This window comes from Rahnella sp. RFA10(1/100) (genome assembly GCF_004195115.1).
In the GTDB taxonomy this organism is placed as follows: Bacteria; Pseudomonadota; Gammaproteobacteria; order Enterobacterales; family Enterobacteriaceae; genus Rahnella; species Rahnella perminowiae.
Map to the genome: position 1 here is coordinate 579,018 of NZ_SEWR01000003.1, position 24,965 is coordinate 603,982.

A 24,965-nucleotide genomic window follows, 5' to 3' on the forward strand; every position below is an offset into this window, starting at 1 on the left:
AGCACAGATAGCCAAAAAATTCTTAAGAAGTCTTATCGGGAAAAAGTTGCTATTATGCCGCCCATCATTCTGTGCATCTATCTTAGTTCAACGAGGACGATCTATGGATCAAGCAGGAATCATTCGTGACCTTCTTAGCTGGTTAGAAACCCATTTAGACCAGCCCTTGTCACTCGACAACGTCGCAGCCAAGGCCGGCTATTCCAAGTGGCACCTGCAGCGCATGTTTAAAGACGTCACTAATAATGCCATTGGCGCTTATATTCGTGCCCGCCGTCTGTCGAAAGCGGCTGTTGCTTTGCGCCTCACCAGTCGCCCGATTTTAGATATCGCCCTTCAGTACCGTTTTGACTCTCAACAAACGTTTACCCGGGCTTTCAAAAAACAGTTCGCACAGACGCCAGCACTGTATCGTCGTGCTGAAGACTGGCATTCATTTGGTATTTGCCCGCCTATCCGCCTGGGTGCATTCACACTGCCGCAACCCGAATATATCTCCCTGCCGGAACAGCATCTGATCGGCATGACGCAAAGCTATTCATGTACGCTGGAGCAAATCACCACGTACCGCAACGAGATGCGTCGACATTTCTGGCGTCAATATATTGGCGAAGCGAAAACGCTGCCACCTATTCTTTATGGCCTGCACCATTCTCGTCCAAGCCAGGAGAAAGATGATGAGCAGGAAGTCTTGTACACAACAGCGCTGGAAGCTCAGCACCTGCCTGAAAACGTTGAAGGTCAGCCGATTGTGTTACAGCACGGTGAATATGCCATGTTCCACTACGATGGCACACCGGAGCATCTGCAGGAGTTTATTCTGACGTTGTACAGCACCTGTCTGCCAACGTTGAAACTGACTCGCAGAAAGGGACAGGATATCGAACGCTTTTACACCAATGGCCGTGATCCAGGCACCGAGCCAACTGAAATACGGTGTGATTACCTGATCCCAATCCGCCGCTAACGCCTCCCGGCGTTAGCGTTGCAACTCGTCTAGCGCGGGCAGATCAAGATGTGATACATCGCCCGCCGTTTCCACAATCCAGCCATTTGCCAGCCATGCGCTTTGCTGATGATCGACACGCGACAATGAACAGTTACGCAGACGCAGGCGACGTTCCGCATACGCCGGCAATCCGAGGATCGTACTGATCAGACAGCCCAGCGCAATACCGTGGCTGACCAGCAGCGGCTTGCTTCCCGCCGGTAAATCCAGACAGCTGTCAAGCGCGGCACGCATACGCACGGCCAGTTCAGTCATCGTTTCACCTTCGGGGATACGCCCTTTTGGTGAACCATCGACCATTTGCTTACGCCATGTTTCTTCCTGCTCCGTCAGGCCATCCAGAATACGTTCTTCCAGCACGCCCATATGCAGTTCGCGCAAACGGGGCTCCTCGATCACTTCACACCCACAGGCATCAGCAATAATCTGCGCCGTGTGGCGGGTTCGTCCTAAATCACTGGTGATAACGTGAGTGATCCCTTCATTACGTACGCGCTGAGCAACCTGACGGGCCTGATAAAGACCTTTGGCCGTCAGCGGACTGTCTGACTGCCCCTGAATACGGCGGGCGGCGTTCCATTCTGTTTCGCCATGACGGACGAGATATACCTGTAACATGAGTGTTTTCCGTTATACTGCGTGAAATTTGCTAAAGGATGCTAAAACTCTATGTATCATGTTGTCGCTGCAACCACTAACCCGGCAAAAATCAAAGCGATCGCCATGGCTTTTGAAGATATTTTCGGCGCTGAGGCATTTCGCATTGAAGGTGTTGACGTCGACAGTGGCGTACCCAATCAACCTATCGGCAGTAATGAAACCCGGACCGGAGCGCGCCATCGTGTTATCGGCGCACGTCAGGTTCGTCCCGAAGCTGACTTCTGGGTCGGCGTAGAAGCGGGTATCGAAGACAATATGACCTTCGCCTGGATGGTCATTGAGAATATGCACCAGCGCGGCGAATCACGTTCAGCCAGTTTAATGTTACCTGAAATCATTTTACAGGGGATTAACCAGGGCAGCGAACTGGGAGATGAAATGGAAAAACTGACGGGCATTGCAGAAGTGAAGCGTAAAGGCGGCGCCATCGGCATTTTTACCGCCGGAAAACTGACACGTACCAGCGTTTATCATCAGGCGCTGGTGCTGGCTTTAGCACCTTTCCATAATCCGGTTTATCAAACCCGCGCACAGACCCATTGAATTTAAGATTGATACGGGCGCTTTAGTCGCCCGTTTTGTCTTCAAGCAGTTGCCCGCTCAACCAATCCTTTAGCGCTGACGGTGCCGTTTTTAACCCATTCGATCCCCGGGTTATCGTGGCGATACCGGCGCCCAGCTGGCTCTTCAGCTCACGCTGACTCATCTCCCCCCGCATCAGCTCCTGAATTATACGTACCCGCGTTCCCAGCGCGGCGCGCTCGTCGGGTGTCAGAAGCAGTTGCAGCAGATCCTGATGCAGATTTTCAGCAAAAGATTGCTGTAGCAGTGCCAGAAAGCACTGCCAGTCCTCATTACCTTGTTGGGAAAGAGCAGGGTCAGTGATGGATCGTTGAGTCATGAGCGGGCTGCCATACTATTAAACTAGTACAGCAGCTTATCATAAACACTTCGGGATCAGTAACGCCTCTGCCATTCGGCATCCGTCAAAATCTTGGCCGGTTGATGTAAAAAATAGCGATAAAACGCATCATATGCCAACACATTTTTAACATACCGGCGAGTTTCAGAGAAAGGGATACTCTCAATGAACGCGACCGAATCCACCCTGCCCGCGCTGTTGCCCAGCCAGGTATTCACACGGGAAGGCCCGGCGTTATAAGCGGCGCTGGATAAAATACGGTTGCGGCCAAACATCTGATAGACATATTCCAGATAGCGGGTGCCAATCGTGATATTCATTTGCGGATCCAGCAACTGTGCCGGATTGCTGTAACCCTGCAGGCCAAACATGTCCACAGTATGTTGCGCGGTGGCAGGCATCACCTGCATCAGACCGGCGGCTCCCACCGGTGAACGGGCTTTCGGATTCCACGCACTTTCCTGACGGGCAATCGCCATCGCGTAGCTTTGTGTGATGCCTTTGTCATTGGTGGCCTGACGGAATTCATCCGGCCACGCCAGCGGGAAACGCTCTTCCAGATAATCCCACAGCTTGCCGGTAATGGTCGCCTGTACACTGAGATCGGGCCATTTCTGCTCGAAAGCGTAACGTGCCAGTGCCGACTGCTGAGATTCAGGGCGGCTGCTGACCAGATAGCTCCACTCGGTCCGCGCCAGGTTGTCCATCTGCCAGTACATCAGCTCACGGACGCGGGCAACTTCCGGCAATTTAGCAATACTGGCATCCGGTTTTACCGCGACAGAAATTTGCATCGGATAAGCCACATTGAGCTTCTGTGCTGCGGCCATCGGATAGAATCCGCGTCCCTTCATTAAGGTGCGCAGCATGGCCTCACCCTGCGGGCGCTGACCGTTATCGATCATGACTGACGCACGCCAGTATTGCCATTCATCTTCCTGAAGCGCATCCGATGGCAGACGATCCAGCCACTGCCTCAGCCCCTGACGATCGCCGGCGGCCAGCGCCATACGAATGCGACGCTCCACCAGTGTGGTGGAATGGCTGCGCAGAATGACGTTATCGCGCCATGCAGCCTGTTCCGGTGTGGCGTCGCTGCCCATATAGCGCCAGGCGACGGCTTCTTCCAGATCCAGACGTTCACTGTCACTCATCTTTTGCAGACGCGCGAGAACCGGGATCATCGAACGGGCATTTTCAGCATCATCACGGGCGATACGCGCAAACGTAACGCTGGTGGCATTACGGGTAAAATCAGTCGGCCCGACGCTGCGCGCAAAACTTTCAAGAGTATTCGGGTTATTTTGCAAATCCAGCAGCGCATCGCGCATAGTCTGATAATCCGGCGGTAATTGCTTTGCCAGGAAGTTCACCAGATTAGTATTGCCGGTTTTCATCGCCAGACCGATGCGTTGTAGCGTGGTCAGTGCGGTCTGGTTACCTGCGCCCTGCCAGACGGAAAACAGCTTATCGCAGGTGTTCGGCAATGAAGTGCCGGTAAGCCAGATATCTTTTGCGCCATCAAAGGCCGTTTTCTGATCGCCGGTGGCCCATTTGGCATAATAGTAGTTACAGCGGGCGGCAACCGGTTTCGGCGGCTGCGGGCTGAAAGACAACAAACTGTTCCAGTCCTGACGGCGCGCCAGTTCGTTTACAAAACGTGCTGGCAGGGAACGCGCCGGAGGCAACGTCGGATTAGCCTTCACAAAGGCATTCACCTGCGCCGGAGTCGCATCGCCCAGCTCCTGCGTCAGTTGCCGGTATTCCAGATAAGGATAAAGGGGATAATCTTTCAGCGTTGGCATCAGCTCACTGACAACATCCATCTGATTATTATCCCACGCCTGTTTAATCTGCATATAGTGCTGGCGTTGCGCGTCCAGCGAGTCAGCTTTCGCCACGCCCGATACTGTTATCAGCAACACACTCATCGCCAGAGAGTGCCATTTGTCCACCTTGACCATACTTACCTTTATCCTCACGGGTTGTGCCGAACTGTTTTGCATTCTGTAGACAGCCACTACGCTAATCGATTCATTTTTAAAATTGAAGCGATGCAGGAACAGCATCACAAACTTTACACAGTGTGGTGCAAGCGACGGAGAGTTACCAGACAGCGGCAGATCTATTTTCTGTCACAGAATATCAGGCAGGAATAATTCCTCACCACAGGATATCCGTAATTAATTAGCAGGTATTATCCTGTAAAACCCCAATAGATAGCACCCTTACAGTTTCAAATTAAATAAACGCACTGACAAAACTAAGATTTACTTACCGTAATTTACGCAGGTATTTAATTTTTAAACAAACCCTAAATAAAAGGTAATTAATACCGAAAATCCTAATCCTCTTACCTGATTGTTTTTAAATATAAAAATTATTAACAGCCATGCAAAAAAACTATTTATTGGCTCAGATCAAATTTATCCGGAGATAATTAATTATGATCGCACCCTATGTAAAATTGATTTTTTGATATTCGCTATTTCTTCTTATGAAAGTGAAATATGAATAGCGGCTCAGCTCATCGCTTATGGAAAAGTAAATGACTCACTCAACTTCATCAGTAAAAACTAATGCCAGCCCTTCTTCTTCTGCCGCGACGGAAAACACAAACTGGTATCAGATTAGTGGTAACGACGCCATGCAGCGTCTGGGAACCGGCGAGAATGGCCTGACCCGGCATGATGCCAGCGAACGCCTGAAAGAGTACGGCCCCAATGCCCTGCCGGAAAAAGCGGCTAAAAGCGCCCTGATGCGTTTTCTGGCGCACTTCAATGATGTCCTGATTTATATCCTGCTTGCGGCGGCTATTGTGACAGGTGCCATGGGGCACTGGGTCGATACGCTGGTCATTCTGGGCGTGGCCGTCATCAATGCGCTGATTGGTTTTTTGCAGGAAAACAGCGCTGAAAAATCCCTGAAAAGCATTCAGAATATGCTGTCAAGTCAGGCAGTTGTCATGCGTGACGGCCAGATAGAAACCATCAACGCTGATCAACTGGTGCCTGGCGATATCGTACAGTTGCGCCCCGGTGACAAGATCCCGGCGGACTTGCGTATCATCAGTGCGCATAACCTGCAGGTCGAAGAAGCCATTCTGACGGGCGAATCCACCGTAGTGGTCAAAAACGCACAGGTCATTGACGATGAAGTCATGATCGGCGACCGCCATAACCTGTTGTTCTCCGGCACCATGATCAGTGGCGGTACCGCGACCGGTGTGGTCTGTGCCACCGGTAAAGACACAGAACTGGGTCACATCAACCAAATGATGTCGTCGATCACGCCACAGCGCACCCCGCTGCTGCAGCAAATCGACAAACTGGGCAAAGGCATTTTCGCCCTGATTTTGCTGATGATGGCATTCCTGTTTATTTTCGCCTTCATTCTGCGCGACATGCCGCTGGGCGAACTGTTGCTGTCGCTGATTAGCCTGGCCGTGGCCTCCGTGCCGGAAGGTTTACCGGCCATAATTTCCATCATCCTTTCTCTCGGTGTGCAAACGATGGCACGTAATCACGCCATTATCCGTAAGCTGCCAACGGTCGAAACACTCGGTTCTATGACAGTAATTTGCTCGGATAAAACCGGCACGCTGACCATGAATGAAATGACCGTGAAAGCCGTCATTCTGGCAGACCGCGCTTATCAGGTAGAAGGCGAAAGCTATCAGCCTAAAGGCCGGATTACTGACACGCAAAGCCGCAAGCAGATCGATGTTATCAATACACCTGTACTTAACACTTTCATCACCGCGGTAGATTTATGTAATGACAGCCAATTACTGCAGGACGATAAAGGCCACTGGGGCATAACCGGCGGCCCGACGTCCGGCGCACTGAAAGTGCTGGCGGCTAAATCAAACCTGAATACCGGTAAAGTCGAACCACTGGATAAAATTCCGTTCGATTCTAAACATAAATACATGTCCACCCTGCAACGTATCAATGGCAAAACCCGGTTGTTTGTGACCGGCGCACCGGACGTTCTGTTCTCCTTAGCCTCGCTTGAACTGACCGAAAACGGCGTGCAGCCTTTCCGCCGCGAATACTGGGAAGAAGAGATGGCGCGCTACGCCCGCCAGGGCCTGCGTATGGTTGCTGCGGCGCTGAAAGATGAGCCGGAAATCGACGGTGACCTGAACCACAGTCATTTGCAACAGGGCCTGATTTTTGCCGGTATCGCCGGCATGATGGATCCGCCGCGCCCTGAAGCGATTGACGCGATTGCTCAGTGTCAGCAGGCCGGGATCCGCGTGAAGATGATCACCGGTGACCACCAGGAAACCGCGATGGCAATTGGCAAAATGCTGGGGATCGGCAACAGCGCAGACGCGATCACCGGTTACCAGCTCGAACATATGGACGATGCTGAACTGGCTGTGGCCGCCAGCCAGTACGATATTTTCGCCCGTACCAGCCCTGAGCATAAATTACGTCTGGTCAAGGCATTACAGGATAGCGGCGAAGTCGTCGGCATGACCGGCGACGGGGTCAACGATGCGCCCGCGCTGAAACAGGCTGACGTCGGCATTGCCATGGGCATTAAAGGCACCGAAGTGACCAAAGAAGCCGCTGATATGGTACTGACCGATGATAACTTCGCGACCATCGCCAGCGCCGTCAGAGAAGGCCGTCGCGTTTACGACAACCTGAAGAAAACCATTCTGTTTATCCTGCCGACCAACCTCGCGCAGGGGCTGCTGATTATCCTGGCGATTCTGGCCGGTGCGGTCATTCCGCTGACGCCGGTTCAGATCTTATGGATGAACATGGCAACATCGACCACGCTGTCCTTCGGTCTGGCCTTTGAGCCGGGCGAGAAAGGCATGATGACCCGCCGCCCGCGCGCACCGGGTCAGCACGTACTCGATCTGCATGCTGTCTGGCGTATTGCCTTCGTGGGCATTCTGATTGCCTGCAGTGCGTTCGTGCTGGAAGCCTGGATGCAACCGCGCGGTTACAGCAGCGATTTGATCCGCACCGTACTGCTGCAGACACTGGTCACCGCGCAGTGGGTGTATATGTTTAACTGCCGCGTGATGGATCGTTTCCCGCTGACGCGTGAAGTGTTTGTTAATAAAGGCTTGTGGGTAGTTTCCGCTGTCCTGCTGCTCCTGCAACTGGCGCTGATTTATCTGCCGGTCATGAACCAGCTGTTCGGCACCGTACCGATGCCGCTGAAATTCTGGGGCATCACGCTGGTAGTCGGCGCGATGATCTTCGTGATTGTCGAAATCGAAAAATGGCTGGTTAACCGCTTCATTCGCCAGAAAGCTTGATGATTTATCCGGATGCCGGGTTACCTTTTGTAGCCCGGCATTTTACGATAAAAAATGTCATCATTCTGAAACTTTAATATTTTCCGCGCTCAATTCGTCTCAAAGATCTCACAAAACGTCCCAATGCCCGTTTTGCTGATTTACATCAATCCCTTACCGCCTTATTACTCTCGCCAGGGTATCCCTTTTCACAGCAAACGAATATTGCCGGCAACCATCAATTTTTACGGCAGTTTTTACAGGAATGCCCCATCGCTGTAGGACCAGTTTTATAAAAAACGAGCTCTCTGGCTGCTTTGCAGCCGAACAGAAGCCAACAAACAGGTGAACACAATGTCATCGATGATTGTAGACAGATGCTATTACACGCAGCTGGCATTGCATTCGTTATTGCAATTAAACGGACAACAGCAGAAAGACATTCTTTCGCTTAAGGATATCGACGAACTGCACGCAACATGCCATTCCCTGACGCCTGAAATCATCTTTGTGAATGAAGATTGCTTTACGTCTGATGCTCAGTCAGGCCACACCCTGCGGGATATGATAGACGCGCATCCCGGTACGCTGTTCTTTGTTTTCATTTCCAAAGAAAACCTGAATTATCAGAGCTATGTGCCGATCCGTAAAAACATCATTATTTTGTCCAAATCCATCCGGACAACCACCATTTATCAGCTGATTGCCCGTAACCTGCTGCTGTCACGCCCGGCAGAAGCGGAACAATTGTTGGATCTCACACCGGTCAGCCTGAGCCGGACTGAATCCAGTATTCTGAAAATGTGGATGTCAGGGCTGAACACAGAAAATATTTCCCAGCACCTGAATATCAAACAAAAAACGGTGGCGTCGCATAAAGGCAATATCAAGCGCAAAGTAAAAACGCAAAATAAACAGGCCATTTATCATGTTGTTAAACTCACCGATATTCTGACAACCGGGATGTTTGTCGGTCGCAACCGGCCACTGCGCCCGTCAGGCGAACCGGATGAATTCAACATTCCGTTTGGCTAATCTCTCCGCCACCTGCTACCCGCCGGCAACATTCTTGCCTTACTGTGAACCTGATGGTTGGGAACCCGGCTGAAACACGCTAAACTTCGCAGTCGGAACCCTTATCAGTCATGCCGCAGTCAGGCGGGGCTGACTTTAATTTGCCGCAGCGCCTGCCCTTCGCAGACAGCGCGCGGCCCGCAGAGAAAGAGGCTCAAAACAACGTGGCTCAATACGTATATTCCATGCATCGCCTCGGCAAAGTTGTTCCGCCGAAGCGTCATATTCTTAAGAACATCTCCCTGAGTTTCTTCCCTGGCGCTAAAATCGGTGTTCTGGGTCTGAACGGTTCGGGTAAATCCACCCTGCTGCGCATCATGGCCGGTATCGATACCGACATCGAAGGTGAAGCACGTCCGCAGCCTGATCTGAAAATCGGTTACCTGCCGCAGGAACCTCAGCTGAACATGGAACACACCGTGCGTGAGTCCGTGGAAGAAGCTGTTTCTGAAGTCGTTGGCGCGTTAAAACGTCTCGATGAAGTGTATGCACTGTACGCTGAGCCGGAAGCGGATTTCGATAAACTGGCGGCTGAACAGGGTAAGCTGGAAGAGATCATCCAGGCACACGATGGTCACAACCTCAACAGCCAGCTGGAACGTGCTGCTGATGCGCTGCGTCTGCCAGACTGGGATGCGAAAGTGGCTAACCTGTCCGGTGGTGAGCGCCGCCGTGTGGCACTTTGCCGCCTGCTGCTCGAAAAACCAGACATGCTGCTGCTCGACGAACCGACCAACCATCTGGATGCAGAATCCGTGGCATGGCTGGAACGCTTCCTGCACGACTTCGAAGGTACCGTAGTGGCAATTACCCACGACCGTTACTTCCTTGATAATGTGGCTGGCTGGATCCTCGAACTTGACCGCGGTGAAGGTATTCCGTGGGAAGGCAACTATTCCACCTGGCTGGAACAAAAAGACGAACGTCTGGCGCAGGAAGCCTCTTCCGAAGCCGCACGCCGTAAATCTATCGAGAAGGAACTGGAGTGGGTTCGTCAGGGCGCGAAAGGCCGTCAGTCTAAAGGCAAGGCCCGTCTGGCACGCTTTGAGGAGCTGAACAGCACCGAATACCAGAAACGTAACGAAACCAACGAACTGTTCATTCCACCGGGTCCCCGCCTGGGCGACAAAGTTGTCGAAGTGAAAAACCTGAGCAAGTCTTACGGTGATCGCATTCTGATCGACGACCTGTCCTTCTCCGTACCGAAAGGCGCGATCGTCGGGATTATCGGCCCGAACGGCGCCGGTAAATCAACGCTGTTCCGTATGATGTCAGGTCAGGAAGACGCTAACAGCGGCACCATCGAGCTGGGCGATACCGTGAAACTGGCGTCTGTGGATCAGTTCCGTGATTCAATGGATAACAGCAAAACCGTCTGGGAAGAAGTCTCCGGTGGTCAGGACATCATGCGCATCGGCACCACTGAAATGCCAAGCCGCGCCTACGTGGGCCGCTTTAACTTCAAAGGGGTTGATCAGGGCAAACGTGTTGGCGAACTGTCCGGTGGTGAACGTGGCCGTTTGCATCTGGCAAAACTGCTGCAGGTTGGCGGTAACATGTTGCTGCTCGATGAACCGACCAATGACCTCGACATCGAAACCCTGCGTGCACTGGAAAACGCCTTGCTGGAATTCCCGGGCTGCGCGATGGTCATTTCCCATGACCGCTGGTTCCTCGACCGTATCGCGACGCACATCCTCGATTATCAGGATGAAGGCAAAGTCGAGTTCTTCGAAGGTAACTTCACCGAATACGAAGAATACAAAAAACGGACTTTAGGTGCCGATGCGTTGGAACCAAAGCGCATTAAGTACAAAAAGATGATCAAATAATCGTCTTCAGCCGAATATCAGGCCCGGAAACGGGCCTTTTTTATGGCGGCAATTCACTCAAATCTATCCCGTCAGCGCCTCGCTGTAGCTTTCTGAAAACCTATATTCTTCCAGCATAAACTCAATAAAACAGACCAGTGCCGGCGAATTCAGCTTTCGTCCCGGATAAACCAGATACAAATCATTCCCTTCTGCTTCCCATTCCGGCAACACGCGCACCAGCGTGCCTTTCGCGACTTCGTCATGGCATAAAAATGCAGGCAGCAATGTGATGCCTGCACCTGCCAGCGCGCACTCCCGCGCATACAGCAGATTGTCGGTGGTATGCGCCGAAGGCAGCAACCAACGGTGCCAGGTATCGCCGCGATGCAGTACCCACTCAGACCATGCCCGGTGTGCGATGCAGTGATGCGACGCCAGTTGCTGCGGCGAATCCAGGGATGGCTGCTGTGCCAGATACGCCGGCGACGCCAGCAGGTAACGCGGGCTGTGCCCCAGTTCGCGGCCGATCAGCGAGGAATCCTGCGGTTTACCCGTACGCAAGGCGATATCAAACCCTTCCTGCACCAGATCGACCATCGCATCGGACACCGACACCTCCAGCGAAACATCCGGATAACGTTTCTGAAACTCGACGTTCATGCGCGCCAGTAACGTCGCCCCGAGCCCTGCCGGACTGGTGATCCGCAACCGCCCGCTCGGATTATCGCGTAACCGGCGGATGGCCAGCTCCGCCCTTTCGCTGGCCTGCATCATTTCCTGACAGTGGATCAGGTAACGTTCACCGGCAAACGTCAGATTCAGCTGGCGTGTGGTACGGTTAAGCAGGCGCAGTCCGACGGATTTCTCGAGCTGGCTGATGCGCTGACTGACGCTGGATTTGGGCAAACCGGCCCGGCCGGCGGCCTGAGTAAAACTGCCGCATTCGGCCACCAGCGCAAACAGCGCCATATCCTGTAACTGCTTAAACATGATTGTTCACCTAAGACGAACACTTTGTTAGTTATTGTCCATCTTATCAGCTTCACGGATGCGGGCTAGACTTTGCGTATACCTAACGGAGAGAGAAAACATGACAATTAACGCTATTGCAGTGAACCCGAAAGATCCGGCCCATTTCATCGCCGTCGAATTACCGCAACCCGTCGCGAAAGATTATGACTTGCTGGTGGAAGTGAAAGCCGTGTCGGTCAATCCGGTCGATACTAAAGTACACAAAGGTGTGCAGAAAAGCGGTCTGGATGCACCGAAAGTGCTGGGCTGGGATGCCAGCGGCATTGTTAAATCCGTGGGCAGCGCGGTGAAAAATTTCAAACCCGGCGATGAAGTCTGGTACGCCGGAGATATCACCCGTTCCGGAAGTAACGCGGCTGAACATCTCATCGACTCACGCATTGTGTCCCTCAAACCGCAAAGCCTGAACTGGGCTGAAGCCGCCGCCATGCCGCTGACCACACTGACCGCCTGGGAGGCGTTGTTCGAGCATCTGAAAATTCAGGACGCGTCTGCGGATAAAACGCTGCTGATCATCGGCGGGGCCGGTGGCGTAGGTTCGCTTGCGATCCCGTTCGCGTCACTGCGCAGCAACGTGAAAGTCATTGCCACCGCTTCGCGCCCGGAATCAGCAAAATGGTGTCTGGATCGCGGTGCCGATCTGACCGTAAATTACAAAGATCTGAAAGGTGAACTGGCGAAACACGACATCAGGCAGGTAGATTTTATTCTGTGTCTGAACGATACCGACGGCCATTGGGAGACAATCGCTGATCTGATCGCGCCAATGGGTCATATCTGTACCATCGTTGAAAACGAACATCCGCTGGATATGAATAAACTGAAGCTGAAAAGTGCCGCCCTGCACTGGGAGCTGATGTACACCCGCAGTATGTTTACCACGCCGGATATTGCCGAACAGGGCGAAATTCTCAAACGCGTCGCCGCGCTGGTTGACGAAGGGAAAGTCCGGACCACCCTGAGCGACACCCTGCATGGCCTGACCGTGGAAAGCATCGAAGCCGCGCATGCCAAAGTACTCGACGGCCATATGCAGGGTAAAGTGGTCGTCGCTTTCTAAGTCCGCTGTGGCCTTATATGCAAAGCCCCGCATTTTCATGACGGGGCTTTTTCATTCACGTGTTTTCGTTCACGTGTGAACGCTATGTATGCCCGCAGCTCTGATTGCTGATTTTTGATCAGCGTACAGGGGGTTCATTTAACCGGCTGGTGTCCGCCGCCAGCATGTTCTGCACCAGTTCCACACATTCGAGAAAACGCTGATCATAATCTGATGATTCCACGTGAACATATTCCACCTGGTTCTGCCTGAGCATTTCAATTAACAGATTTTGAAAAGACATCCGGTCAGACGTACTGCCCAGACTACGCAGGCCATCCGCAACCCACGGTGTATTGTTTTCCAGCAAAATAACCAGATCAAACCGGTATTCATCCATCAGCGCCTGCACAAACGGATGCTCACGCCCTTCATATTTTTTACAGAAGGCTTGGGTGGTCAGGAAGTCGGTATCAATAAACGCCACTTTATTGGCATATTTTACTGCAAAATCAATGTACTGCGCCTGCCCGAGTGCAATTTTGTCATAATCGGAATATTGCAGCGCCATTTCATCGCCACCGAGGTGCGAGAACACATAATCGCGGCCATATTCCCACGCGCTGGTCGTGTTGAAGATGTTGGCTAATTTATTCACCAGCGTCGATTTCCCGCTGGATTCGCCGCCCAGAATCGCCACCGTGCGTACGAAAAACGGTTTAACTTCAGTCGGAATATAATCCCAGTAACGGAACGGATCCTGACGGATCTGACGGCCACTGATATTCATAAACGAACGTTTCGGGTCGATCAGCACCGTTTCAATACCGAGATGTTCCCGGTACTGTGGCGCATCAGCTTCTTCGCTGGAATAAATAGTGTTCGGTTCAATGCCTTTCTGATCCATAAACTCTTTAATGCCACGCCCCCAGACATCCCAGCCGTGCGGATACGGCTCCATCCCCTCTTCGTTAAAGGCATGAATGCGGATGTTTTTCTGATACTTGAAGGTCTGCAATAACCAGCGCAGGCGGTCGCTGACCGTGGGTTGCTGAGACATTGAGCTGTTCTCAAACAGCTCGCGGTCGCGTGGTTCGTCATAACCCATGATGATATGCAGCTCATCGACCTGACTACAGGCGCGCTGAATCAGATAAATGTGGCCGGTGTGCAGCGGATAAAACTTACCGAACACCACGCCAATATTTTTCTCACGACGGGGAAACTCAAGATCCAGGAAACGGTGCAATGCCTCCAGTTTTTGGGCGCTGGGGCTTTTTATCTTTGCATTCAACAACTGGCTGAGATAACCCTTGGTCATCCCGCTGGCTTCGGCCACCTGTTGCAGCGTGCGTCCCTGTTGTTTTATCGCGGTTTTTAGATAGTCGAACTGTGACATGCCTTGTCCTCAGGTTTTCTGTACTAAACAAAAAATAGCACAAAGGCCCTCAGCAGCGACAGCGGTTAACCGTTACAAATCATCGAGGATCGCCAGCGCATCAGCCAGTTTTTTGACGCCAAATACCTGCATACCGGCGGGCACTTTTTTCGGCACGTTAGCGTACGGCACAATGGCGCGTTTAAAACCGTGTTTCGCCGCTTCAGTTATACGCTCCTGACCGCTTGGCACCGGACGGATTTCCCCCGCCAGCCCGACCTCACCGAACACCACCAAATCCTGCGGCAGCGGACGGTCACGCAGGCTCGATACCAGCGACAGCAACAGCGCCAGGTCGGCACTGGTTTCGGTGACTTTCACGCCACCGACCACGTTAACAAAGACATCCTGATCCGCCATCTGTAAGCCGCCATGACGGTGCAGCACCGCGAGTAATATGGCCAGACGGTTCTGCTCAAGACCGACCGCCACACGACGGGGATTGCCCATCATCGAATGATCGACCAGCGCCTGAACCTCAACCAACAGCGGACGCGTTCCTTCCCATAGCACCATGACGGAGCTGCCGGAGGTAATTTCATCTCCCCGGCTGAGGAAAATTGCCGACGGGTTGCTGACTTCACGCAGCCCCTGCTCGGTCATAGCAAATACGCCCAGTTCGTTCACCGCGCCAAAGCGGTTTTTGTGGCTGCGCAATGTACGGAAACGCGAATCGGCATCACCGTCGAGCAGTACGGAACAGTCAATACAGTGCTCCAGTACTTTGGGCCCCGCCAGTGAACCGTCTTTAGTGACATGACCGACCATGACAATCGCCACGCCGCGCGTTTTAGCGAAACGGGTAAGATACGCCGCCGTTTCACGCACCTGAGCGACCGTACCCGGCGACGACTGAATATCGGCCATATGCATCACCTGAATGGAGTCGATCACCATCAGCTTCGGCTGTTCCGCATCTGCAATCTCACAAATCTGTTCGATGCTGGTTTCCGACAGCATATTCATGTTAGCCGTTGGTAAACCCAGACGATGCGCGCGCATCGCAACCTGTTGCAATGATTCTTCACCCGTAACGTAAAGGGTTTTCATGTTTTCACTGAGATGACACAGAATTTGCAGCAACAGCGTACTTTTACCGGCACCGGGGTTACCGCCAATGAGAATGGCACTGCCCGGTACCACGCCGCCACCTAATACCCGGTCAAACTCTTTAAAACCGGTACTGAAACGCGGAAGTTCATCAAGGCTGATATCCGACAGTTTCTGCACGCGGCTGACCCCGGCATCCCCGGCATAACCGGTCAGACGTTCGTTACGCGCCACCGTAGGGGAAGCGGCCAAACGGATTTCAGTAATGCTGTTCCAGGCCTGACAGGCACTGCACTGCCCTTGCCAGCGCGGATAATCTGCGCCACATTCATTACACACAAATGCACGTTTTGCTGCTTTTGCCACAACTTACCTCTTCAAAATAATAGTGAATACCCTAAATAATTCGAGTTGCATCAAGGCGGCCAGAGCACTCATCCCGATGAGCTGACATACGTCAGTGATTCGGGTGAGTGATTGCAGCTAACGCAGATGCGGCTTGAAGTATGGCGGGTATTTAAGACTGGCTACCGCTGAGAATACACAACACGCCAAGCAGATCGGCATGTCGGATGCAGACTGAAGCCTGTTCATAAACTTTCGGTTTGGCGTGATAAGCAATGCCCATGCCCGCAACCGCCATCATTTTCAGGTCATTCGCCCCATCACCGATAGCCACGGTTTGCGCGTGGGGAATACCCAGTTTTTCTGCCAGTTTCAGCAGAGTATCGGCTTTATATTGCGCGTCAACGATCGGCCCGATCACACGGCCTGTCAGTTTGCCGTCACGGATTTCCAGTTCGTTCGCGGCCACGTCGATCAGATTCAGCTGGTCGCGCAGGTATTCGGCATAATATGTAAAGCCACCGGAGGCAATCGCCACGTGCCAGCCCGCTTCCTGTAAACGCTGAACCATCACCGTCAGACCCGGCATCAGCGGCAGGGTTTCACGCACCTGCTGTAGAATACTGGCATCCGCATCTTTCAATGTCGCCACGCGCTGACGCAGACTGGCGGAGAAATCCAGCTCGCCGCGCATCGCGCGTTCGGTGACTTCCGCGACCTGCTCACCGACGCCTGCCAGTTTGGCAATTTCATCGATGCATTCAATTTCAATCGCGGTAGAATCCATGTCCATGACCAGCAGGCCTGGCAAACGCAGATACGGCACTTTCCCCAGCTGAGCGACATCAAATTCAAAAGATTCGGCGAGAAACTGTGCGTCGGCAGTGAGTGAGCCTGCGAGGCGCACAACCTGATAACCTTCCACTGACCATGCGCTGACAATCACCAGAGCGCGGCCTAACCGGCGCTGGAACAGCGTAATGCTGGTTTTATCAAGTTTTCTACCATACAGAAGCCATCCGGTATGTCCCGCCCGGTAATCCAGCGGCATGACTTCATCACCGCTCAATGAAAGGGGAAGTCCCGGCCATTGGTGGATCTCCGCAGGAAGATCGCAATAGGTCAGACTGTTTGGCATGATGGCTCCTGTAGGGCGTTATGGTATTAGGAAAACAAATATCACTATTTACCCAAAATCATTCGAGTTGCATCAAGGCGGCAACGGAATGAATCTCCGGGAACTGACACAGGTCAGCGACCGGAGTGAATGAAGGCAGCCAACGCAGAGGCAGCTTGAAGGATGCAGGGTAAAATGAGGCATCAAGCTACCTTATCGTGGCGTCTTCTGGCAACATAAAGTCATCGAAATACGCAAGGAAACAGAATGGCCAAGGCCAAACTTAAATTTCGCCTGCACCGCGCAGCTATCGTATTGATAAGTCTCGCATTACTCGTCATTCTGATGCAGGGCGCATCTTATTTCAGTCTGGGACATCAACTGGCACGTTCGACGCAGGTGGAACAGCTTGCGCAAACGCTCGCCCGACAGGTGGCGTTTTCGCTCGCACCCCTGATGGACAGCGATAATGATGGCGCTGATATCGCACAAATTTCCACTATTTTGAGTCAGCTTACCGAGAGCAGTCGCATTCTTGACGCCAGCGTTTATGAGTCTGACGGTTCCCTGGTGGCGCATGCCGGTGAACAGGTGCCGGTTCGCGACCGTTTGTCGCTCGATGGCAAACGTGCGGGCAGCTACTTCAATCATCAGATTGTGGTACCGATAGAAGATAAAAACGGGCCGGGCGGATTTTTACGCATCACACTCGACACGCATGTGCTGGCAACAGAGTCCAAGCAGGTGGATAACACCACTAACCTGTTGCGCCTGATGATGCTCGCCGCGCTGGGTGTCGGTATTATTCTGGCCCGAACATTGTTGCAGGGCCGCCGTTCACGCTGGCAGCAATCACCGTTCCTGCTGACCGCCAGTAAGCCGGTAAAAGAAGATGATGAACAGGAAGACGAACCGGATGAGTTCGGCCCGCCACCGGTGCTCAATATTCCTGAGCCGGAATCCGATGTGGTGCCCGCTAAACCTGCCACCGAAGCGCAGACCAAAGAAGCCGCACAGGCTGCTTATCGCAGCCTGAAACGCAGCCGGCCGAAGTGATTCAGGCCAGCCGCCTTGAGAGCGTTGACGGGGTGATGTGGAGTTGCTCCGTGAAGTTGCGCCGTGATCTCTTTTGCCGTCAGACTGTCCTGACGCAGTAAATCTACAAGTTCAGACATGAGCGGCTCAGTGATGAGCAGGAAAATGCATAGCAAAACGGGCACCATTTGGTGCCCGTTTTCGTCTCTGCTATATCAGCAGAATTTATTCTTTATCGCCCAGCAGAACAGATTCCAGCGCGATTTCGATCATGTCGTTGAAGGTGGTCTGACGTTCAGCGGCAGTGGTTTGTTCGTGCGTACGGATATGATCGGAGACAGTACAGATAGTCAGTGCTTTTGCACCAAATTCTGCCGCCACACCGTAGATCCCGGCCGCTTCCATTTCCACACCCAAAATGCCGTACTTTTCCATTACATCGAACATTTGCGGGTCCGGTGTATAGAACAGGTCGGCGGAGAAGATGTTACCGACGCGGGCATTGATGCCTTTAGCTTTCGCAGCGTCAGCGGCGTTACGCACCATGTCGTAGTCCGCGATAGCCGCGTAGTCATGGTCTTTGAAACGCATACGGTTCACTTTGGAATCGGTGCAGGCACCCATGCCGATCACAATGTCACGCAGTTTGATGTCGGCACGAACAGCACCACACGAACCCACGCGGATGATTTTTTTTACGCCGAATTCAGTGATCAGTTCTTTGGCATAAATGGAGCAGGAAGGAATGCCCATGCCATGGCCCATCACTGAGATTTTGCGGCCTTTATACGTGCCGGTGAACCCCAACATGCCACGCACGTCGTTCACCTGCTTAACATCCTGAAGGAAGGTTTCCGCGATGTGCCTGGCGCGCAGCGGGTCGCCCGGCATCAGCACGACGTCAGCAAAGTCGCCCATTTCAGCATTAATGTGTGGAGTTGCCATCTTCTTATTCCTTAATCAGCGAGGTGTCATATTCATCATAAAAAACGCGGCCAGTATAAAGAACTGGCCGTGTATACAAAGCGTTATAGCATCGACTTACCGTAATCCATCGGCGACAGATCGAAATATTTGGCGACTGTCTGGCCGATATCCGCGAAAGTTTCACGATGGCCTAATGAACCCGGTTTTACTTTCGGGCCATAGATTAAGACCGGAATGTGCTCGCGGGTGTGATCGGTACCCCGCCAGGTCGGGTCACAACCGTGATCAGCCGTGAAAATGATGATGTCATCTTCTTTCACCAGCTCCAGCAGTTCAGGCATGCGGCGGTCGAACAACTCCAGCGCGGCAGCATAACCCGGCACATCACGGCGATGGCCGTAAGAGGAGTCGAAATCAACAAAGTTGGTGAAGACGATGGTTTTGTCCCCGGCTTGTTTCATCTCTTCGATGGTGGCGTCAAACAGCGCGTCCAGACCGGTGGCCTTCACCTTTTTAGTGATACCAACCTGTGCATAAATATCTGCAATTTTACCCACAGACACCACATGACCCTTTTTCTCATCGACCAGCTTTTTCAGGATGGTCGGAGCCGGTGGCTCAACCGCTAAGTCATGACGATTACCGGTACGCTCGAAGTTACCGGCTTTATCGCCGATGAACGGACGGGCAATCACGCGACCGATGTTGTAGCCGCCTTCGGTCAGCTCTTCACGGGCGATTTCGCACAGTTCGTACAGGCGATCCAGCCCGAAGGTTTCTTCGTGGCAGGCAATCTGGAAGACGGAGTCAGCAGAGGTGTAGAAAATCGGCTTGCCGGTTTTCATGTGTTCTTCGCCCAACTCATCCAGCACAACGGTACCGGAAGAGTGGCAGTTACCGAGATAGCCCGGCAGATTAGCGCGCTCTACCAGTTTATCGAGCAGTTCCTGCGGGAAACTGTTGGTGGTATCGCTGAAATAGCCCCAGTCAAACAAAACAGGCACGCCGGCGATTTCCCAGTGGCCTGACGGGGTATCTTTACCGGAAGACAACTCGCTGGCGTAAGCATAGGCGCCGGTAATTTCAGCATTTCCGTCCATGCCGTCAGGGATTTTTCCGGTAGATTCTTCAGCGGCTTTCGCCAACCCCAGGCGGGTCAGGTTAGGCAGATTCAGCGGGCCCTGACGGCCTTTGTCCGCATCGCCACGCGCGCAGGCAGCCGCGATGTGGCCCAATGTGTCAGAACCGGTATCACCAAAGCGCCCGGCATCTTCACTGGCACCGATACCGAATGAGTCTAACACCATGATAAATGTACGTTTCATTTTGCTCTCCTGCGAATGGTTACGCATTGGGTCACGCGGAACTGCCGCGCACCTGATCAATCTTAAATGGGGGCGATGTGGCCTGAAATCAAGCGTTACTGCCGATCCGACGGTAAATCACCGGCGTGCTTTCCGGCGCGTTGTCGCTCAGGACAATCGCCGCACGCACTTCCTGCGCCGCCTGCTGCCAGGCCGCTTCACTGTTGGCGTGGATCATCGCCAGTGGCTGACGGGTATCCACCTGCTGGCCCAGTTGTGCCATATGGGTCAGACCGACGCTGTAGTCGATGGCATCGCTGGCGCGGCGACGTCCGCCCCCCAGTGACACGACGGTCATGCCCAGCGCACGGGTGTCCATCGCACTGACAATCCCGTTGCCTTCGGCATAAACCGGTTTGCTCAGCGTGGCCTGTTGCAGATAACGATCGTAATTCTCGATGAAATCGGCCGGGCCTTTCTGGGCAGCAATCATGCGGCCAAAGACTTCGGCGGCTTTGCCGTTATCCAGCACAGCCTGCAACTGGCGGCGGGCGTCGGCGTCATCTTTTGCCAGACCGCCGGACAGCAGCATTTCAACACACAGCGCCATGGTGACTTCCAGCAGGCGCGGATTACGGTATTCACCTGTCAGGAAGCGCACGGCTTCACGCACTTCAACCGCATTACCGGCGCTGGATGCCAGCACCTGATTCATATCAGTCAGCAACGCGGTGGTTTTACAACCCGCACCATTCGCCACATCGACAATCGCCTGCGCCAGATCTTCTGACAGCGAATAAGTCGGCATGAACGCGCCGGACCCCACCTTGACGTCCATCACCAACGCATCCAGGCCTTCAGCCAGTTTTTTGGCGAGGATCGAAGCCGTGATCAGCGGAATGGAATCGACGGTTGCGGTGATATCGCGGGTTGCATAGAAACGCTTATCTGCCGGTGCCAGCGAGCTGGTCTGGCCGATGATTGCCACGCCGACATCCTGAATGATGCTGCGAAAACGGCTGTCATCCGGGAAAATATCGAAGCCCGGAATCGCTTCGAGTTTATCGAGCGTACCGCCGGTATGACCGAGACCACGGCCGGAAATCATCGGGACATAACCGCCGCATGCCGCTACCATCGGGCCCAGCATCAGCGAGGTCACATCACCCACGCCGCCGGTCGAATGCTTATCCACGACCGGACCGTTCAGGCCGAGGCTTTTCCAGTTGAGCACGGTGCCTGAATCACGCATCGCCATGGTCAGCGAAACACGTTCTTTCATAGACATGTCATTGAAATAGATAGTCATTGCCAGCGCGGCAATCTGGCCTTCTGAAACCTGGCTGTCGCGAATACCATTAATGAAGAAACGAATTTCCTCGTCGCTTAAAGGCTGACCGTCACGTTTTTTACGAATAATTTCTTGTGCGAGAAACAAGGTATCCCCCTGCCTGAGCTGAACGCTAAATGTGGATGCGAATACCGGACGCTGTAAAACAGCGCCACGGCATCGGCATAACAACAATGATTAGTAGCTGCTGGTGGCTTTCTGACCCGCGTGACCCAGCGTGGTGAGCAGACTGGCCAGCAGACTGGATGCGCCGAAACGGAAGTGACGTGCGTCAGCCCATTCGCGGCCCAGCAGGCGGTCAGCCAGCGCCAGATATTGCGCAGCGTCTTCAGCGGTTTTCACGCCACCAGCCGGTTTGAAACCGACAGTTTCGCCCACGCCCATCTCTGCAATGACGCTCATCATCAGCTCAGCGCTATGCAGCGTGGCATTTTCAGGCACTTTCCCTGTGGAGGTTTTGATGAAATCAGCCCCGGCTTTGATCGCAATTTCAGACGCTTTGCGGATCAGGGCATCTTGCCTGAGTTCACCGGTTTCGATGATCACTTTCAGCAGGACGTTGGCGGCAGCACAGGCTTCTTTGCATTGTCTGACCATCTCAAAACCAATCTGCTCGTTACCGGCAATCAGCGCACGGTACGGGAATACCACGTCAACTTCATCGGCACCGTAAGCAATTGCCGCACGGGTTTCTGCCAGCGCGATCTCAAGATCATCATTACCGTGCGGGAAGTTGGTCACGGTTGCAATGCGGATGTCCGGCGTACCTTGCTCACGCAGAGTTTTGCGGGCAACAGGAATAAAACGAGGATAAATGCAGACGGCAGCAGTATTTCCTGCCGGGCTCTTCGCCTGATGACAAAGTGCGATCACTTTCGCATCCGTGTCGTCTTCGTTCAGGGTGGTTAAATCCATCAGGTTCAGCGCACGTTGCGCTGCGGCGGTTAAATCGGTCATATAACTCTCCAACAATTTTCAATTCCAGCGACCGGCCAGAACTGAGCATACAGTCATGAATTATTTCCCGCGTTTACCCTCGGGAAAAAAATTCTGCACGGTTGGCGAGCGGACTTGGTTCCTTGAAGATAGCGTGCGTAAGCGGCGTGTAGTGGCTTACGTGGCAACTGAGATCCTTCTCACCGCGCTTGGATTGGCTGACGCCAATACGTTGTGACTATTTGAACACGTCACATCAGGTTCCTGTGTGCAGTATTTCACACAAAATGAAAACCGTTTGCAACGTTGCTTGATGAAATGAGATATAAATCACATTTCATAGCCTTTATGCTCAGTATTCGACCCTTATAAGAGTGTATACCCGAATCATGACAAACGGAGTTCGGGGGATTACACCGCAATCACCCGGCGGCAATCGCGCAGGTAATGTTATAATAATAACATTTTAAAGAGAAATTAAATCGTGAATTACCAGAAAACCTTTTTATGCAGGCTCAGCCGCGTCAATGTGAATGTTATTTAAATCACAATTTAGTCTTTCTCAGGGTTCACAGCGAAGGGAGATTAAAGATGCGTCGGGTATTATCGAGCAATGCGCCGGCAATCTGTTCGGGCGTTTCACTGCGCAGGCTGCACAAAATGTCGAATACATTAGCCGCACGCTCAGGGCGGTTAGGCTGCCCCTGAAAACCCTGCAACGGCATATCGGGCGCATCGGTTTCGAGCAGCAAAGAGGAAAGGGGTAATCCGGCCATCACATGCCGGGTTTTCTGCGCACGCTCATAGCTGATGGTGCCGCCGACGCCTATCGCAAAACCCAGTTTAATAAACGCCTGTGCCTGAGAAAGACTGCCTGCAAATCCGTGTACCACCCCGGTCGCCGGCAGTTTTGCCTGACGCAGCATCGCTGCCAGCTGATCGTGGCTGCGCCGGGAATGCAGGATCACCGGCAGCGTCTCACGTTTTGCCAGAGCAAACTGCGCTTTCAGCAACCGTTGTTGTTGCTCAAATCTCGGCTCTTCCATGTATAAATCCAGGCCAACTTCCCCGACGGCCACCAGATGAGGATCCCGGCGACTGAGCAGCGAATCCAGTAATTCCACGCAACTGTCCTGGTGTTGTGCAACATAAAGGGGATGTAACCCCAGCGCGGCATGCAACGGCGGAAATTTTTTTGCCAGCGAGAGAATGCCGTTAAAACGATCAGACGTGACAGCGGGAACAATAATCTGCCGCACACCAGCCTGTCCGGCGAGGCGCAAACTTTCGGTTTCCGCCCCTGTAAACGGTGGAAAATCGAAATGGCAGTGCGTATCGATGAAGGTGTAACTCACAACTTTTCGCCCTCACTGGATGGATAATTTTCTGATGGCGCGGAGCTTTCCGGTTGTAGCCTGTCTGATGCGGCGCGTTGCGGTGAAGACACACTGACTACGCTGTCTTTAAACGCAGCCGGACGCACTATCCCTCCGTCGGCGACCATGTCCGTCAGCACGGCGGGATCGAGAATGATTTGCTCCGCCGTGCTGGCAGATGCCGCCAACGGGATCACATTTTCTGGCTCGTCCTGCGGCACCACGATCCGTTGCGGACGGCGTGTCACGCGCGGTTCGATCAGCGGATAAGGACGCTCGTTTTCACGCGGTAACAGCCAGTGTGCTGCGGCAGACAAAAAATACCGTCCGCAACGGCGGCCGAGATGGTAATCCTGATTTAGCGCAGGCAGACGGCTACCGAGCGCATGGCTGGCCAGCGGTTTGGGTGGGAAGATTTCAAAAATACGCACATCATCCGGCGGATTCTCAATGAACTGCTGGATACGGTGATAGCTCTCTTCATGATGCTGCATCATGCGCACCAGCTGTTGCAGACTGCTTTCGCTCAGCCATTGTTCCATACGTTTCATCCACTGCGGCGTATAGAACATCGCAGAGGGAACGGTACGGATCACTACAATGGTATCCGCGCCACGGCGATAAGCTTCCTCAACAGGGATCGCATCGCTGATGCCGCCGTCCTGATAGCTGATACCTTCCAGATCCACCCCCAGGCGGTAAAAACCCGGAATAGCGCTGGAGGCTTTGATCACCGGCAGCCAGTTTTCCCGCGTCGGTGAAAAATAATTAGCCGTGTAGTCATCACTGCGACAGGCACACATCAGGAACTCACGGCCATCAATGAGCAACTTTTCTGCGCTTTCCATCGCCAGTGGCATGTTTTTAGCCGTTTCTTCAACCAGCCAGTCGAGATCGATAAGATGTCCGCCCCGCACAAATCGCAGCGGGTTAAAAAACTCAGGACTGGTGGTATAACGGGTAATCACCCTTCTGGCATAGCCGGGCTGCCCGCAGACAAAGGCAGAGAGATTTTGCGCACCCGCAGAGGTACCCAGATATAAATCAAAGGGGTTGAAACGCGCGCGCTGAAACTCATCCAGCACACCTGCCGTAAAAATGCCTCTCTGTCCGCCGCCTTCGCACACCAGGGCAATCTTCCCCGGCGTATAGGGTTTGTACGCCAGCGCTTCTATATTCCCCAGCGTGACAGGTATTCTGTATCCCAACGCATCGTCCTCACGCAAATGGCTCCACCCGGTTAGCCTTCATTTCTGAGCATACCTCGTCT

The 24,965-nt window shown here is 53.2% G+C and carries 20 protein-coding genes; 7 read left to right on the forward strand and 13 right to left on the reverse strand.

The annotated features are described in order from the left end of the window. Positions 1–103 precede the first annotated feature (103 nt). On the forward strand, positions 104–967 hold the full coding sequence (robA, locus tag ETV65_RS13135) for an MDR efflux pump AcrAB transcriptional activator RobA (protein ID WP_129953261.1): 864 nt from the start codon (positions 104–106) through the stop codon (positions 965–967). 12 nt (positions 968–979) lie between these two features. On the opposite strand, the gene gpmB is transcribed toward robA, so the two are convergent. Further along, on the reverse strand, positions 980–1,627 hold the full coding sequence (gene gpmB / locus ETV65_RS13140; RefSeq protein WP_129953262.1) for a 2,3-diphosphoglycerate-dependent phosphoglycerate mutase GpmB: 648 nt from the start codon (positions 1,625–1,627) through the stop codon (positions 980–982). 51 nt (positions 1,628–1,678) lie between these two features. On the opposite strand from gpmB, the gene yjjX reads away from it, so the two are divergent. Further along, a complete protein-coding gene (gene yjjX / locus ETV65_RS13145; protein WP_047609789.1) occupies positions 1,679–2,212 on the forward strand; it encodes an inosine/xanthosine triphosphatase in 534 nt (177 codons plus the stop codon). Positions 2,213–2,234: 22 nt separating this feature from the next. Here the strand turns inward: yjjX and trpR are convergent, their stop codons facing one another. Further along, complete coding sequence (gene trpR, locus ETV65_RS13150; protein WP_129953263.1) at positions 2,235–2,570, reverse strand: trp operon repressor; 336 nt, start codon at positions 2,568–2,570, stop codon at positions 2,235–2,237. Between the two features lie 56 nt (positions 2,571–2,626). Next, a complete protein-coding gene (gene sltY / locus ETV65_RS13155; protein ID WP_129953264.1) occupies positions 2,627–4,555 on the reverse strand; it encodes a murein transglycosylase in 1,929 nt (642 codons plus the stop codon). Positions 4,556–5,139: 584 nt separating this feature from the next. On the opposite strand from sltY, the gene ETV65_RS13160 reads away from it, so the two are divergent. From ETV65_RS13160 to ettA, 3 genes are all read left to right on the forward strand, one after another. Beyond that, the gene (locus ETV65_RS13160; protein WP_129953265.1) at positions 5,140–7,878 is read left to right on the forward strand and encodes a cation-transporting P-type ATPase; all 2,739 of its coding nucleotides are present in this window, start codon (positions 5,140–5,142) and stop codon (positions 7,876–7,878) included. A gap of 333 nt (positions 7,879–8,211) precedes the next feature. Continuing rightward, on the forward strand, positions 8,212–8,892 hold the full coding sequence (rcsA, locus tag ETV65_RS13165; protein WP_129953266.1) for a transcriptional regulator RcsA: 681 nt from the start codon (positions 8,212–8,214) through the stop codon (positions 8,890–8,892). A 203-nt stretch (positions 8,893–9,095) separates the two neighbouring features. Next, positions 9,096–10,763, forward strand: a complete 1,668-nt coding sequence (ettA, locus tag ETV65_RS13170) for an energy-dependent translational throttle protein EttA (RefSeq protein ID WP_129953267.1) — start codon at positions 9,096–9,098, stop codon at positions 10,761–10,763. Positions 10,764–10,826: 63 nt separating this feature from the next. On the opposite strand, the gene ETV65_RS13175 is transcribed toward ettA, so the two are convergent. Next, a complete protein-coding gene (locus ETV65_RS13175) occupies positions 10,827–11,735 on the reverse strand; it encodes a LysR family transcriptional regulator (protein ID WP_129953268.1) in 909 nt (302 codons plus the stop codon). 100 nt (positions 11,736–11,835) lie between these two features. On the opposite strand from ETV65_RS13175, the gene ETV65_RS13180 reads away from it, so the two are divergent. Beyond that, a complete protein-coding gene (locus ETV65_RS13180; protein ID WP_129953269.1) occupies positions 11,836–12,837 on the forward strand; it encodes a zinc-binding alcohol dehydrogenase family protein in 1,002 nt (333 codons plus the stop codon). A 118-nt stretch (positions 12,838–12,955) separates the two neighbouring features. Here the strand turns inward: ETV65_RS13180 and nadR are convergent, their stop codons facing one another. The 3 genes from nadR to serB all read right to left on the reverse strand — a co-directional run bounded on the left by nadR (position 12,956) and on the right by serB (position 16,787). Then, positions 12,956–14,215, reverse strand: coding sequence for a multifunctional transcriptional regulator/nicotinamide-nucleotide adenylyltransferase/ribosylnicotinamide kinase NadR (gene nadR, locus ETV65_RS13185; protein ID WP_129953270.1), 1,260 nt, complete (start codon positions 14,213–14,215; stop codon positions 12,956–12,958). 72 nt (positions 14,216–14,287) lie between these two features. Beyond that, positions 14,288–15,670, reverse strand: a complete 1,383-nt coding sequence (gene radA / locus ETV65_RS13190; RefSeq protein ID WP_129953271.1) for a DNA repair protein RadA — start codon at positions 15,668–15,670, stop codon at positions 14,288–14,290. A gap of 151 nt (positions 15,671–15,821) precedes the next feature. Next, positions 15,822–16,787 carry a phosphoserine phosphatase gene (gene serB / locus ETV65_RS13195; RefSeq protein ID WP_129953272.1) on the reverse strand — a complete coding sequence of 322 codons (966 nt, stop codon included), beginning with the start codon at positions 16,785–16,787 and terminating at the stop codon, positions 15,822–15,824. A gap of 246 nt (positions 16,788–17,033) precedes the next feature. Between serB and ETV65_RS13200 the strand changes: the two genes are divergently transcribed. After that, complete coding sequence (locus ETV65_RS13200; protein WP_129953273.1) at positions 17,034–17,822, forward strand: YtjB family periplasmic protein; 789 nt, start codon at positions 17,034–17,036, stop codon at positions 17,820–17,822. Positions 17,823–18,026: 204 nt separating this feature from the next. On the opposite strand, the gene deoD is transcribed toward ETV65_RS13200, so the two are convergent. From deoD to ETV65_RS13230, 6 genes are all read right to left on the reverse strand, one after another. After that, positions 18,027–18,746: a purine-nucleoside phosphorylase gene (deoD, locus tag ETV65_RS13205; RefSeq protein ID WP_015698752.1), complete on the reverse strand. Its 720-nt coding sequence runs from the start codon at positions 18,744–18,746 to the stop codon at positions 18,027–18,029. Between the two features lie 83 nt (positions 18,747–18,829). Beyond that, positions 18,830–20,053 (reverse strand): phosphopentomutase, encoded by a 1,224-nt coding sequence (gene deoB, locus ETV65_RS13210; protein WP_129953274.1) that lies wholly within the window; start codon positions 20,051–20,053, stop codon positions 18,830–18,832. A gap of 88 nt (positions 20,054–20,141) precedes the next feature. After that, a complete protein-coding gene (gene deoA, locus ETV65_RS13215) occupies positions 20,142–21,470 on the reverse strand; it encodes a thymidine phosphorylase (RefSeq protein ID WP_129953275.1) in 1,329 nt (442 codons plus the stop codon). 90 nt (positions 21,471–21,560) lie between these two features. Next, positions 21,561–22,340 carry a deoxyribose-phosphate aldolase gene (deoC, locus tag ETV65_RS13220; protein WP_129953276.1) on the reverse strand — a complete coding sequence of 260 codons (780 nt, stop codon included), beginning with the start codon at positions 22,338–22,340 and terminating at the stop codon, positions 21,561–21,563. Positions 22,341–22,888: 548 nt separating this feature from the next. Then, positions 22,889–23,674, reverse strand: coding sequence for a TatD family hydrolase (locus ETV65_RS13225; protein WP_129953277.1), 786 nt, complete (start codon positions 23,672–23,674; stop codon positions 22,889–22,891). Continuing rightward, positions 23,671–24,903 carry a patatin family protein gene (locus ETV65_RS13230; RefSeq protein WP_240782836.1) on the reverse strand — a complete coding sequence of 411 codons (1,233 nt, stop codon included), beginning with the start codon at positions 24,901–24,903 and terminating at the stop codon, positions 23,671–23,673. The genes ETV65_RS13225 and ETV65_RS13230 overlap by 4 nt, the downstream gene beginning before the upstream one ends. Positions 24,904–24,965: the final 62 nt, after the last annotated feature.